The 13130-nt window shown below is 38.4% G+C and carries 17 protein-coding genes and 1 tRNA gene; 15 read left to right on the top strand and 3 right to left on the bottom strand.

The window, feature by feature from the left end; genetic code table 11:
* Positions 1-77 precede the first annotated feature (77 nt).
* Positions 78-641, top strand: a complete 564-nt coding sequence (locus FYJ80_RS09675; protein WP_154426378.1) for a TetR/AcrR family transcriptional regulator — start codon at positions 78-80, stop codon at positions 639-641.
* Here the strand turns inward: FYJ80_RS09675 and FYJ80_RS09670 are convergent.
* Together FYJ80_RS09670 and FYJ80_RS09665 are read right to left on the bottom strand one after the other, a co-directional pair.
* Entirely contained in the window at positions 622-1791 is a 1170-nt protein-coding gene (locus tag FYJ80_RS09670; protein ID WP_154426376.1) for a phosphoribosylaminoimidazolecarboxamide formyltransferase, read from the bottom strand. The two genes, FYJ80_RS09675 and FYJ80_RS09670, sit on opposite strands and share 20 nt — an antisense overlap.
* Positions 1792-2424 (bottom strand): IMP cyclohydrolase, encoded by a 633-nt coding sequence (locus tag FYJ80_RS09665; RefSeq protein WP_206361060.1) that lies wholly within the window; start codon positions 2422-2424, stop codon positions 1792-1794. It abuts the gene before it with no gap.
* A 133-nt stretch (positions 2425-2557) separates the two neighbouring features.
* On the opposite strand from FYJ80_RS09665, the gene FYJ80_RS09660 reads away from it, so the two are divergent.
* From FYJ80_RS09660 to FYJ80_RS09635, 6 genes are all read left to right on the top strand, one after another.
* Positions 2558-2749 (top strand): flavodoxin domain-containing protein, encoded by a 192-nt coding sequence (locus FYJ80_RS09660; protein WP_154426372.1) that lies wholly within the window; start codon positions 2558-2560, stop codon positions 2747-2749.
* 31 nt (positions 2750-2780) lie between these two features.
* Entirely contained in the window at positions 2781-3068 is a 288-nt protein-coding gene (locus FYJ80_RS09655; RefSeq protein WP_154426370.1) for a hypothetical protein, read from the top strand.
* Positions 3065-3439, top strand: a complete 375-nt coding sequence (locus FYJ80_RS09650) for an FMN-binding protein (RefSeq protein WP_154426368.1) — start codon at positions 3065-3067, stop codon at positions 3437-3439. Before FYJ80_RS09655 ends, FYJ80_RS09650 begins: the two co-directional genes overlap by 4 nt.
* 97 nt (positions 3440-3536) lie before the next feature.
* Positions 3537-3609 (top strand) — tRNA-Met (locus FYJ80_RS09645).
* A gap of 368 nt (positions 3610-3977) precedes the next feature.
* A complete protein-coding gene (locus tag FYJ80_RS12110; protein WP_268878569.1) occupies positions 3978-4106 on the top strand; it encodes a hypothetical protein in 129 nt (42 codons plus the stop codon).
* 812 nt (positions 4107-4918) lie between these two features.
* Positions 4919-5107 (top strand): hypothetical protein, encoded by a 189-nt coding sequence (locus FYJ80_RS09635; RefSeq protein ID WP_154426366.1) that lies wholly within the window; start codon positions 4919-4921, stop codon positions 5105-5107.
* Between the two features lie 75 nt (positions 5108-5182).
* Here FYJ80_RS09635 and FYJ80_RS09630 read toward each other — a convergent pair whose 3' ends face one another.
* Positions 5183-6376 carry a coenzyme F420-0:L-glutamate ligase gene (locus tag FYJ80_RS09630; RefSeq protein WP_154426364.1) on the bottom strand — a complete coding sequence of 398 codons (1194 nt, stop codon included), beginning with the start codon at positions 6374-6376 and terminating at the stop codon, positions 5183-5185.
* An 86-nt stretch (positions 6377-6462) separates the two neighbouring features.
* Here FYJ80_RS09630 and FYJ80_RS09625 point away from each other — a divergent pair, with 86 nt between their 5' ends.
* From FYJ80_RS09625 to FYJ80_RS11795, 8 genes are all read left to right on the top strand, one after another.
* Entirely contained in the window at positions 6463-6957 is a 495-nt protein-coding gene (locus tag FYJ80_RS09625; RefSeq protein ID WP_154426362.1) for an L-2-amino-thiazoline-4-carboxylic acid hydrolase, read from the top strand.
* 11 nt (positions 6958-6968) lie between these two features.
* Positions 6969-7712 carry a copper homeostasis protein CutC gene (locus FYJ80_RS09620; RefSeq protein ID WP_154426360.1) on the top strand — a complete coding sequence of 248 codons (744 nt, stop codon included), beginning with the start codon at positions 6969-6971 and terminating at the stop codon, positions 7710-7712.
* Positions 7712-9166 carry a M81 family metallopeptidase gene (locus FYJ80_RS09615; protein WP_154426358.1) on the top strand — a complete coding sequence of 485 codons (1455 nt, stop codon included), beginning with the start codon at positions 7712-7714 and terminating at the stop codon, positions 9164-9166. Before FYJ80_RS09620 ends, FYJ80_RS09615 begins: the two co-directional genes overlap by 1 nt.
* Positions 9166-9666, top strand: coding sequence for a flavodoxin domain-containing protein (locus tag FYJ80_RS09610; protein ID WP_154426356.1), 501 nt, complete (start codon positions 9166-9168; stop codon positions 9664-9666). The genes FYJ80_RS09615 and FYJ80_RS09610 overlap by 1 nt, the downstream gene beginning before the upstream one ends.
* Positions 9656-10810, top strand: coding sequence for a 23S rRNA (uracil(1939)-C(5))-methyltransferase RlmD (gene rlmD / locus FYJ80_RS09605; protein ID WP_154426354.1), 1155 nt, complete (start codon positions 9656-9658; stop codon positions 10808-10810). The genes FYJ80_RS09610 and rlmD overlap by 11 nt, the downstream gene beginning before the upstream one ends.
* 255 nt (positions 10811-11065) lie before the next feature.
* Positions 11066-12265, top strand: coding sequence for a DUF6017 domain-containing protein (locus FYJ80_RS12400; RefSeq protein WP_456236612.1), 1200 nt, complete (start codon positions 11066-11068; stop codon positions 12263-12265).
* A gap of 94 nt (positions 12266-12359) precedes the next feature.
* Positions 12360-12836 carry a PcfB family protein gene (locus FYJ80_RS09590; protein WP_116443965.1) on the top strand — a complete coding sequence of 159 codons (477 nt, stop codon included), beginning with the start codon at positions 12360-12362 and terminating at the stop codon, positions 12834-12836.
* On the top strand, positions 12833-13130 hold a 298-nt coding region (locus tag FYJ80_RS11795), incomplete at its 3' end, for a hypothetical protein (protein WP_206361059.1). The genes FYJ80_RS09590 and FYJ80_RS11795, both read left to right, overlap by 4 nt.

The raw sequence follows: 13130 nt of genomic DNA, 5'->3' as shown, positions 1-13130 counted from the left end.
TGTTAGCTTTTTATGTTGATTATATGTAGTAGATTAGGAGAAAAAATATGTTAATATTTAATTAAGCGGAGGAGAATATGGTCGATGATACAAAGCTGGCTATAGCTAATGCATTTAAAGCACTTATCCAAGATAAAAGTATTTCAAAGATTAATGTTCAAGATATATCTTCTCTAGCTGGAGTATCACGTCATACCTTCTACTACCACTTTCGAGATGTATATAGCATGACAGAATGGATACTTGAAAGTGAGGGAAAGAAGCTCTTTAACTCCTACGATAAGCTTAACAATTGGGAAATAGGGCTAGAGAGAGCGTGCTGCTATGCTGTTGAAAACAGATTATTAGTAATTAAAATGTACCACTCTATTTTTAGAGATAATTTAATAAATTTCTTTCAAAACATAATTTATTCTATTATTTCAAGAATTGTTGATTCAGAGTTTTCTAATATATGTGTTAAAGAGGATGAAAAGAATTTTCTAATTAATTTCTATACCTTTGGATGTGTTGGAACTCTTTGTAAGTGGTTAGATAATAATATGGAAGAGGATTATCATATGATAGTTAGTAAGCTTCATACGATAATCCATGGTTCAGTTCAAGATGCGTTAATAAGATTTAGTGGTGGAAAAGTCTAGTTTTATTAAAGACTAAAACCTTATTTAATTCATCTACACAGGAAATAACCTCATCATCTCTTAAGGAGCCGCCTGGCTCTACGATGTAATCAACACCTGAGAAGGCTGCACGAAGGATATTATCCTTAAATGGGAAGAATGCATCTGATGCAAGAGAAATACCACTAATACTCTTTAGATACTCCTTCTTTTCTTCTCTTGTAAAAGGCTTAACCTCTTTTGTGAAGTGCTCCTGCCAGCTTTCACACATATCTATTTCAGGATTATCAGAAAGATATTGTTCAATTACATTATCCTTTTCATTTCTAGTGAGTTCACTCTTAAATGGGAGATTTAAAACTCTATCGCTTTGTCTTAAATTCCATCTATCTGCCTTATCACCTGCAAGTCTAGTACAGTGAAGTCTAGATTGCTGACCTGCACCAACACCGATTGTTTGTCCATGATAAGCATAGATAACAGAGTTTGATTGAGTATACTTTAAAGCAACTAGAGCAACAATTAAATCTAGCTTTGCACCTTCTGGCAAATTCTTATTTTTACTCTTTATATTATCAAGCTCCTCAAAGGTAGGGATGTAGTTGTTTCTATCTTGCTTAAAGGTAACTCCATATATAGTTCTTTCATCCTGTACACATGGTTCATATTGGCTATCAATTTCTATAACTGTATATGCACCCTTCTTTTTAGCTTTTAATATTTCAAGAGCTTCGCTCTCATAGCCTGGAGCAATAATTCCATCAGATACCTCTCTTGATATTATCTTTGCAGTTGAAACATCACAAACATCTGAGAGCGAGATAAAATCCCCAAAGGAGCTCATTCTATCTGCACCTCTTGCTCTAACATATGCTGTTGCTAAAGGGGAAAGCTTTGTTTTTTCACTTACAAAGTACATTTTCCTTTCCTTCTCACTCAAAGGAATAGCTATAGCTGCTCCTGCAGGAGAAACATGCTTAAATGAGGTTGCTGCAGGATACCCTGTTGCCTGCTTTAATTCTTTTACTAATTGATAACCATTGAGTGCATCGAGGAAATTAATGTATCCAGCTCTTCCATTGAGTACCTTTACAGGAAGCTTATCCTGAGCAGATATCGATGCTACCTTTTGGTTAGGGTTAATTCCATATTTTAATAATATCTCTTCCATTTACTCACCCCTGTTAAAGATTTTTACATCATCATCTAATTTTATCATGCAAGCAACTGTATTATCATTGTCAAATGCACCTAGAATCTCATTAGTATCCTCAAGCTTAACCATTACAGGATTATCCTTAAAGGATGATAAATCCTCTTCATAGGTGTGGATAATATGTGCTACCTCTGCTACCGCTGGGTAGCTCCAAATGATACGTAATGTTTTATCTTCATCCTTTTTGATGATAAAGAAGTTAAATACTTTTTCTCTTTTTTTATATATGACACCAAGCCTTGGAGTATTTATAGGAGGATCCTCTTCAAAGGTTCTCTCTAAAAGACCTTTTTCGATATCACCTGCTTTCATAATACTTTCCCCATGGTCTCCGTTAGTTAGGTATATATATTCATCATCCTCAAGTAGAGCCTTATAAATTATTAGATCTCTGTTTTGAACCTTACTTTCATCCTTAGGAGCTGTTTCGATAGCATTATCTTTTTTAACTAAAACTCTATTCCTACTATTTTCACTTCTCCCCTGGAGTAGGTAAGCCATAAAAAGCTTTCCATCCTTTGTGTTTCCAGCAATTACTGTTCTTCCAGGATATTTTCTATTTGATAAGTAATTATTAATGGTTTGCATGAATAAATAATATACGTTTAGCAAAGACTCAAAAAGATAGTTATATCTCTTTTTTAATACATTTTTCCTATTATATTGACAGCTAATAAGCATTAGCTTACTATGGCTAATAGTTATTAGCCAAGGAGTGATTATGGACGCTATAGTATATGTATCAAAGCATGGAAGCACCAAGAGGTATGCAAAGCTTCTTGCAGAAAAATTGAGCTTAAGGGCTTATAAGCTAAAGGACGCAGTAGCAAGCTTAAAGCAAGGTAGTAACGTTATTTATTTAGGATATGTCAGAGCCGATAGTATTATGGACTTAAAAAAGGCTGAAAAGTAACTTTGCTTTAAAAATAATTTGTGCAGTAGGAATGAGTAAAACAGGTGAGGGAATTGAAAGAATAAGAAAAGCAAATGAAATAGCTTCTACTATCCCTTTATTTACTTTACAGGGTGCATTCTATCTTTCTGAGCTTAAAGGAATTGATAAGCTTATTATGAAGCTAATGAAGAATGTATTAACTAAACAAATAACAGATAAGGGAACACTAAATGAGGATGATAGAGATATGCTAAAGCTACTAAACGAGGGTGGTGATAGAGTAGATAGCTCTAACCTCAATGATATCTTGAAATACATTAAGGATAATAGAATATGAAAAAGCTATTAATTGCACTTATTATCTTTATTTTTTTTATGGTTATCTCTTGCCAAGTAATAGCGAATAATGCTGTAAAGAGTATTGATAGCAGACCTATAATCGATATTAACGATGTTAAGGATGGTGTTTACTTTGGTAAGGAAGTAGCTCCATTAGTAAGTGTTGAGGTTAATGTCACTGTAAAAGATAAAAGGATTGTTGATATAGCTCTTTTAAGACATGAAAATGGTAAGGGCGAAAAAGCTGAAGAAATGATTCCTGAGATGATAAAAAATAATACAAGTGAGGTTGATATTGTCTCTGGCGCAACATTATCATCAAAGGTAATTAGAGCGGCTGTAAGAAATGCACTTCTTCAAGGAATATAATTATTTATATAGTAAGAGGATAAAAAATATTATAAAAATTTCATAGTTTTAGTGTTGACAATAACTACCTTTTTGATTAACTTTAATAAGAATTCATCGCAGGGTAGAGCAGTTGGCAGCTCATCGGGCTCATAACCCAGGGGTCGTAGGTTCGAGTCCTACCCCTGCTAAATAGATGTAACTGGACCATTGAGATAGCAAATGTATCCAATGGGAGCTGGTCTCCAGACCATCGAACAATATGCAATCGTTCTCACAGCACTGGCTGATGAAACGGTTGCTCTTTTTTTTAATTGCAGTAGTTCAAAAGTATTAATTATTTACAATATCAATTGCTAGATAATACAAATGTTCAGATTAAGAGAATCAGCTTTAATTAGTAATAATCTACTTTTAAAATAAGGCAATAATCACTATGTTCATACCAATTCTGCAAAAAAAGATACCAAATCAGCAATGTATGACTTTTTTTTTAAGAGATAGTTGATATAATCATTCGACTTTATATTTTCTAACATTATGGTTGGAGGAATAATTAATGAGTACTTGTGATAACAAAAGATCCTGTCCATGTACCTATGACTGTCCACGACATGGAAAATGCTGCGCCTGTGTTGCACATCATCGTGATAACAATGAGGGTGTTCCAGGGTGCTTCTTTTTCTAAAGAAGCGGAAGCAACCTATGACAGGAGCATCAAGAATCTAGCAAGAGATCATGGAATAATCTGATAAGGACTTGAATTCGAAGATTAATAATACAGGAGAATATAAAATGGGTATTACGAAAGCAATACATATTTTTTTTACGCCACATGGTACTAAGCATATGAAAATAGAGAGTGCCAATGAATTTTCAAAAAGCAGAGAAAGAGGCATGTGTTAATTGATTCACATGGGTGCCATGCTTTGAATTTTAGGTGATGGAACAAAAAGTGAAAGCTTGCTTGATAGGTAGAGAGATAAGAGTAATACACTCTATTTTGAAGCTAAGTTGCTTAATAAAACTAATCTAATAAGGAGATATTTATTATGACAATTCAAAAGACTTTAAATGGAAGTACACTGAACGTAATGCTATCTGGAAGATTGGATACAACAACTTCTCCAAAGCTATAGGCAGAATTCAAATCATCCTTGAATGGAATTACAGTGCTTAATCTAGATTTTAAAGATCTAGAGTATCTCTCCTCTACTGGTCTACGTGTTCTTTTAGCTGCTGAAAAGGTTAGAATAAACAGGGCAAGATGACGATTTTCAATGTTAACGAAACAATCAATGAAGTATTTGGGACTGCGGACAAAATCCTAGACTTTTTCTTAAGGAGGAAAAGGGTTTTGGCAAAGTACACAAAGAAAGCGAAGCGTATCATGAATCGAATGGAACAGGCGAAGGACGCCTAGATCATAAGGCGAGGCCGGACGGGTCTCGTGGGCCAGAGACGGTGTAAGACATCCTTCGGGACGCAATCGTCGTTACCATGACCAGATTCCCATGGGCTTGCCCGTGGGAGTACGTCAAATCTTCCATCACAACTGGGGTTATGTTGGGAGTAGTTTCTTATGTAGTTGTAATGGTATTACGAAAAAGAGCACACCTAATTGATCCAGTTCTTTATATTATAGCGGCAGTATTTGTTTTGAATGCAACTCTTTACACACTTATGTAAGAAACTGTAAATCAATAATAGCTGAAGACAAAAAAATCCCTAGGAAATCCTAGGGAATAACTTAGAATGAATTAATTATTCATCTGCATAGGTGTCGAAGTATCCTTGAATAAAGATAACTGGAGTTCCTTTATCACCACTACCACTAGTAAGGTCACAAAGAGAACCAATTAAATCAGTAATCTTTCTAGGAGTTGTTCCTTGGCTTACCATTTGACCCTTAAGGTCTGAGTTTTTGTGTGCGATGAAGTCCTTCATTGCAGCCTTTAATTCTTCACCCTTAAGCTGAGCAAAGTCATTATCTGCAAGGTACTTAAGCTTTACTTCATTAGGAAGTCCTAATAAGCCTGCTGTAAAGCCTGGAGAAACAACAGGGTCTGCAAGCTCCCAAATCTTTCCTTGAGGATCCTTAAATGCACCATCACCATAAACAAGAGCTTCAACGTTTTTACCTGTTGCCTCTGATAATGCCTTTGAAAGGCCTTCAGCAAATACTTGTGCATCTCTTGGAAATAGCTTTAGAGTATTTTCTGTTGCTTTATTTGAACCAAGGAGACCAAATTCAGCGTTATACCCTGAGCCATCAACACTCTTATTCATTAATTCATCAAGCCCAAGAACTATTCTTGCCCCAGCTTTCTTTAATAATCTTTTACTTCTTGCTCTTGTGTGGATATCAGCACAAATTACTGCATCTGTTTTATCTAGAATTCTGAGTGCATTGTTAGCAAAGATAATTTCTGCTTCACAATCTTCATTTGTAATGAGCTCTTTATAGAATTCGACATAGTCAACACCTGTAAACTCATGCTTTTGATATCCGAAGTGCTTTCTATATTCCTCTTCTGTTAGTACATCACTGTATGGGTTAATGCCTTCCTCATCTACCTGATCAAGTGAAACTAGGTGGTTACCAACCTCATCTGATGGATAGCTGAGCATCAACACAATCTTTTTTGCGCCTCTAGCGATACCCTTTAGGATAAGAGAGAATCTATTTCTTGAAAGGATTGGGAAAATTAGTCCGATAGTACTATCACCAAATTTTGCCTTTACATCCTTTGCAATATCATCACAGGAGCAATAATTTCCTTGTGTTCTTGCAACAACTGCCTCTGTAACACCTACGATATCTCTGTCTCTAACCTTAATGTTTTCTTCCTTTACTGCTTCTAGAACACTATCCTTTACAATAGTAATTAGGTCATCACCCTGCTTGATTATTGGGCATCTAATACCCCTAGATACAACGCCTGTTGTTCTTGCCATATAATTTACCTTCCCTTAATTCAAGATATATCAAGTTTATAGTATTTTTTTAACTTTGTCGCTAAAAACAAGGTATACTAGCATACATGATTAAAAATGAAGCGAAAAGTAAGAATCCATTAATTGTTGCAATTAGAGAATTATTAGAGCATAGAGCACTTTGGCTCTATTTACTTTGTGATGAGGCTGGTAAGAAGGGCTTAAAGTGGGAGGACTTTGCTCCAGCAGCTGTTAAACGTTGCGGGCTTTATCAGGGTAAGAACCTCGTTAAGAAGGGTAAGACAGATTCTTTGAAGGGACTTAAAAAAACTCTTTTCTCAAAGCCTGCTCAAATGGTCTTTGAGATGGATATTAAAAAGAGTACAGATGATGAGTTGAATATCGATTTCCACTACTGTCCTCTTGTAAAGGCTTGGCAGAAGCAGGGCTGCTCAGATGAGGAAATTGCAAGACTTTGTGATATTGCAATGTGTGGGGATCATGGAATAGGTGAGGAGTATGGTGCAGTCCTTGATCTTCCAAAGTGTATTGCTAAGGGTGATGATATTTGTGCATTAAGGTATCATAAAAATAATAAATAGTTGGGGGAATTATGGTTGATAGACCTATTATAGAGATATGTCTTGAGTCAGTTGAGTCTGTTATTGCAGCTGAGAAGGGTGGTGCTGATAGAGTAGAGCTTTGTAGTGATTTATTTGAAGGAGGGTTAACTCCTACAATTGGAACTGTAAAAACTGCATTAAAGAAAAGTAATATTAAGATAAATGCCATGATAAGACCTCGTGGTGGTGACTTTTGTTACTCAGATGAAGAGTTTGAAGTAATGAAGGAGGATATAAAAGCCTTTAAAGAAACAGGAATAAATGGAATTGTCTTTGGAATATTAACTCCAGAGGGAGATATTGATGTAAAGCGCTCTAAGGAGATAATTGAGCTAGCTCGTCCATTAGCTGTTACCTTCCACAGAGCCTTTGATATGACTCGTGACCCATATAAGAGCCTTGAAGAGTTGATAGAGCTTGGTGTTGATAGAGTTCTTACAAGTGGCCAAGAGGCTACAGTTCCTGAGGGTGATGATTTACTTGAGGAGCTTGTACAAATTGCTGGAGATAGAATAATCGTAATGCCAGGGTGTGGTATTACAGAGAGAAACTTTCCAAAATTAAGAGCTAAAATTAAGGCAAAGGAATATCATATTTATCTTCCATATGAGACGACAAGTAAGATGAAGTTCCATCCAGGACACATATATATGGGTGGCTTGTTGAGACAAAGTGAGTTTACTATTACTCATACCTCCTCAAGTAGAGTATCTGATGTAATGGGTACTCTTTGATGAAGATATTTACAGGTGGCTTTCACCATGAGTCAGATACCTTTAATCCAATTGTTACCACAATTGAGGATATATTAGTTCGTAGAGGGGAGCAGCTACAGGAGTGTATGAGAGAGGATAGCCTCTATGGTATTAATAAAGCTTTAAGAGATAAGGGCTTCGAGGTTGTTTCCTCTCTACATGCTAGAGCTGTTCCTAATGGTGAATGGGATAAAAATGTATACTTAAATTTAAGAGAGGAATTCCTTACCTCTCTTAAAGAGACTTTGCCTGTCGATGGCATTTGCCTAGCTCTTCATGGTTCGATGAGAGTTAAAGAAATTGGTAAGGCTGAAAGTGATCTTTTAAAGCAAATTAGATTGCTTTGTCCACACACTCCAATTACTGCTTCCTTAGATATGCATGCGACAATAACAGAGGAGCTACTAGCTTTAATTGATGGTGTAGTTGGTTATAAGTGTGCACCTCATACAGATACTATTGAAACAGGTATTGCTGCAGCAAACCTACTTATAAAGCTCATAAATAATAAAAGACTATATATGAGTGCTTTTCGCATTCCTATGCTAATCGCTGGTGAAAAGAGTGAAACCTCTACTGAACCGATGAAGAGTATTATGGCTAAGGTTAGAGAAAGAGAAAAGGAAGCTGAGTCTGTTTCTCTTTTTATGGGCTTCCCTTGGGCAGATGTTGAGGAAAATGGAGTTACAGCTCTATGTGTATCTGCTATTTCAAAGAGCCATGCAGCCTCTATTGCTCTTGATATAGCTAATACATTTTGTAAATACAAGGATGATTTTAAATTTTGCTGTGAAGCCTATGAGGAGCTTGAGGCATTAGCAAAATGTAAGGAATATATTTCTCAAAAATCCTTTCCTATTATTATATCTGATAGTGGAGATAACCCAACTGCGGGCTCAAGTGGTGATGTAACTAATTTTTTAAGAAGAATATTAGCTGATAATTATCTTACTACTCTAAAACCACCTTTAATTTATCAAGCATTTTATGATCCTGAGGTTGTAGATTTAGCTTTTAATAGTGGTAAGGATTCAAGCATTAAAGGCTATCTTGGTGCAAAGTTTGATAATATAAAGAGTAAGCCAATTGAATTTGAAGGTAAGGTAATAGCTCTTTGCCCTTCATATAATAATAAGCGTATAGCATTAATTAGAATAAAAGGAGTTGATGTAGTCGTAACATCTGCACATATGGGGTGTTATGAAGTTGAAATGATGGAATCTTTAGGAGTAGTTGCTAAGGACAGAAGAGTTATAGTAGTTAAGCTAGGATATCTAGAGCCTGAGCTAAAGGCTATAGCTAATAAATCAATTTTAGCTTTAACAGATGGAAGCTCAAATGAGCTTTTTGAAAGATTAGAGTATAAAAAGCTTCCTCGTCCTTTTTATCCTCTCGATAAGGATGCCATGGTAGAGGTAAAGGAAATTTTATAATGGATGTTAAGTTACTTTATGTTTCTAGAACAGGATTCACAAAGCAATATGCAGATTATATTGCAGATAAATTAAAGCTCCAAGCAATAGAGTACAAAAAGGGTAGCGGGCTAAATAAAAATGATAATATCATATTCTGTTCTTCTGTATTTGGTGGTAATATCACAGAGCTTACAGATATAAGAAATGAAGTCGACCAAAGGAAAATTAGGGTCCTTGCTTGTGGAATAGTTCCTCCTTCTAGTGAGGTAATTAACCAATTAGCAAAGGAAAATCATATTGACGCAGAGCAAATATATTATGTGCCTGGTGGCTTAGATTATTCTAAGCTCAACTTTCTAAAGAAGAGTATTTTAAAGATGGTTAAGAGCTCTCTTGAAAAGAAGGTTGTGCGAAGTGCAGATGAGGAAGAAACCTTAAGAAGACTTAATGTTGGTGGTTCCTTTGTTGATTTTTCTTATTGTGATGCACTTATAAAGGATTATTTAAATGAAAGATAAGACTTGTCCTCTTGCTCCTTATTGTGGTGGTTGTGATTTCGTAGGCTCCTATGAGGAGGAGCTTGCTGAAAAGACCCGTGTTGTATGTAGAAATTTAAAGGGCTTTGGTCCAGTAGCCTCAATAATAGGTTCTGAGACTACTCGCTATCGTGATAAGGTACAAGCAGTAGTTGGATATGATAGAAAAGGTGATATTTGTACAGGGCTTTATCAGAAGAATTCCCATCGTATAGTTCCTGTAAAGGATTGCGCATTAGAGTTTGAGGGTGCTTCAGAGATTCTTCGCTCTATTCGAAGACTTTTAAAGACATATAAAATAAAGCCTTATGATGAGGATTTAAAGAGTGGAAATATTCGCTATATCCTACTTAGACGTGGGCATATATCAGGTGAAGTATTAGTATTTTTAGTCTTTGGACGTGATGAATTTCCTTCCTCAAAGGAGTTTGTTAACGCTCTTAAGCAGATGCATCCTGAGATAAAAACTATAACCTATCAAGTAAATGATAGAGATGATTCTATGGTTATTAATCAAGATGCTCCTATAAAAGTATTATATGGAAATGGTTATATTAATGATGAGCTTTGTGGCTTAAAGATTAGATTATCTTCTGCATCCTTTTACCAAATTAATTCTAAGCAAACTGAGGTTTTATATAAAATTGCAGTTAAAATGGCAAGACTAACAGGTAATGAAAGAGTTTTAGATGCTTATTCAGGAACTGGAACTATTGGATTAGTAGCCGCTAAAAAGGCTAAAGAGGTTGTTTGTGTAGAGCTAAATGGTAAAGCTGTTGAGGATGCAAAGGAAAATGCAAAGCTAAATAATATTGAAAACATTTCTTTTGTAACTGCAGATGCTTCAGTTTATTGTAAGGAAGCAGCTAAGAGAAAGGAAAGCTTTGATATTGCATTTTTAGATCCACCTAGAGCGGGCTCTGATGAGAGATTTTTATCATCCTTGATCAAGCTAGGTGCTAAAAATATTGTTTATATCTCTTGCAACCCTCATACCCAAAATAGAGATATAAAATACTTATTGAAGTTTGGTCCATATGAGGTATATGGTTCTCAGCCAATTGATATGTTCCCTAGATCAAATCATGTGGAGACAATAGTGTTGCTACAAAGAGAAACCTTGTAGAAATCCTTAGATTCAGGCACTTTTCCCGTCATGTGGTGTTTGACGCAGAGGGCGATAAATTCCGTAATAAGCGTATTGAGGACTATATCACCGTTTCGGTAGTCATTGATATGGAGTGTGGGAACACAAAAAATTGAATATTCAGAATGGAAAGGACATCGTGAGAACGGTGTCCTTTTCTCATAGGCTTTGCCGCAGATTTTGAAAAAAGTCTGCGGCTTTTTTCATGCCCAAATTCAGAAAGGAGGCGACGCTATGTACTTTACTTCCGGCCAAGACCGGGCCTTTGAACGGCTGATGCAGGAAAAGCCCGGTTTCGATCACTACGACGGCGGCGGGGCGAACGCGCCGGAGGATTGCGGCAGTTGCCGCTTCTATCGCCCGGATTGGAAATATCAATACTGCGTGTATGCAGAGTGTCCCTATCAGCCGGGCAAGCTGACCGCTTTTGCTGCGGTCAAATTCACAGTGAAAGGAGCTGACAACGATATGGCAGTATTCCGCGTGGAGAAGAACAAAGGCTATACGGTGATGTCCAACCACCACCTACGGAACAAAGCCCTGTCCCTGAAAGCCAAGGGCCTGCTGTCACAAATGCTGTCCTTGCCGGAGGATTGGGACTACACCCTAAAGGGCCTGTCCCTTATCAACCGGGAAAGCATTGACGCCATCAGGACGGCGGTGTGGGAGCTGGAACGGGCCGGATATATCAGGCGGGAGCAGGGCCGTGACGCAAAGGGCAAAATGGCCGATATGGTCTATACCATTTACGAGCAGCCAGTGTTGGCTAAGCCGGTATTGGAAAACCCGGTGTTGGAAAATCCAACATCGGATAACCCGACATCGGATAATCCGGCGTCGGGAAATCCAACGCAATTAAATAAAGAGATACAAAGAACTAACTTACCAAGAAAAGAAAAAATAAATACAGATGGACAAAGTACCGATTCCATTCCTTTCCCATCCCTGACCCCTGCCCCTGTGGAGGACGAAGCGGCGGCTGCACAGCCGGAACGGAAAGGAACAGGAAAGGATGCGGCAGTACAGATTTATCGGGAAATCCTTTTGGAGAATATCGAATATGACTATCTCATTCAGGACAGTTCCATTGACCGGGAGCAGCTTGACGAGATCGTTGACCTGATGCTGGAAACCGTCTGTACCTCCCGCAAGACCATCCGTATTGCCGGGGATGATTACCCCGCCGAGCTGGTGAAGTCCAAGTTTATGAAGCTGAACAGTGAACATATCCGCTTTGTCTTTGACTGCCTGCGGGAGAACACCACGAAAGTCCGCAACATCAAGCAGTATTTACGGGCTATGCTGTTCAATGCCCCCAGCACCATTAGTAACTACTACACGTCCCTTGTGGCGCACGATATGGCGCAGCCGGATTGGGGCAAACCAAAATCCGGCCTGCCGGACTATTCCTGTTCGCCGGATGAAAGCCTGTGAGGAAAAGGAGGCGCTTTGAACCGTTGTTACCTGCGGCGTCTGGTGGTTCCACCTTAGACGCCATTTTTGACTTTTTGACAAGGAGGGATGCTTATTGCAGGAAGAAGTCGATCAGAAAACCATTGCCCTGTCCATGAAAACGGGCAAGCTCACGGCCCAGGTGCTGCAAGCGGCGCTGAAAAAGTATTTGCAGCACCGGGCCAAAGGCAAGACCACGCTGCACCACGGCCAGCAGAGCCTAAAGCAGCTCAAAAAGCATGGGGCGGCCCTCTCCAACATTGAGATCACCGAGGCCAACATTGGCGCATTCAAGCCCTGTGCCAAGAAATACGGCGTGGATTTTGCCTTGCGAAAGGATAAGACCACCCAGCCGCCCCACTACGTCGTGATCTTCAAATCCAAGGATGCGGACAATCTGGAACAGGCGTTCAGGGAGTTTACGGCAAAGACACTCTCCAAGGAGCAGCGGCCCTCCATCCGCAAGGTGCTGTCTGCCATGAAGCAAAAGACAGCGGAGCAGACCAAGCAGCGGGCCAAGGAGAAAATCAGGGAAAGGGGGCTGGAACGATGAAGCCTGATGTGAAAAAGCTGGTGATCCTCAATCTCCCGTATCTGATTTTTGTGTACCTGTTCGGAAAATGCGGGCAGGCGTACCGGCTGGCCGCCGGTGCCGACCTGTCGGGAAAGCTCCTGCATCTTGCGGACGGTTTTACGGCGGCCTTTGCAAATCCCCTCCCCATGTCAGAGTCAGTTGAAAAAGGACAAAAAGAGTCAGTTGAAAAAGGACAAAAAGAGTCAGCTGAAAATGGACAGAAAAAGTCAAATGAAAAGGGAAAACATACAAACCATACTAAAGTGCTTTCCT

The sequence above is a fragment of the Bullifex porci genome (assembly GCF_009695635.1).
Classification (GTDB): Bacteria; Spirochaetota; Spirochaetia; order Sphaerochaetales; family Sphaerochaetaceae; genus Bullifex; species Bullifex porci.
This window is presented reverse-complemented; position numbering and strand designations above follow the sequence as displayed.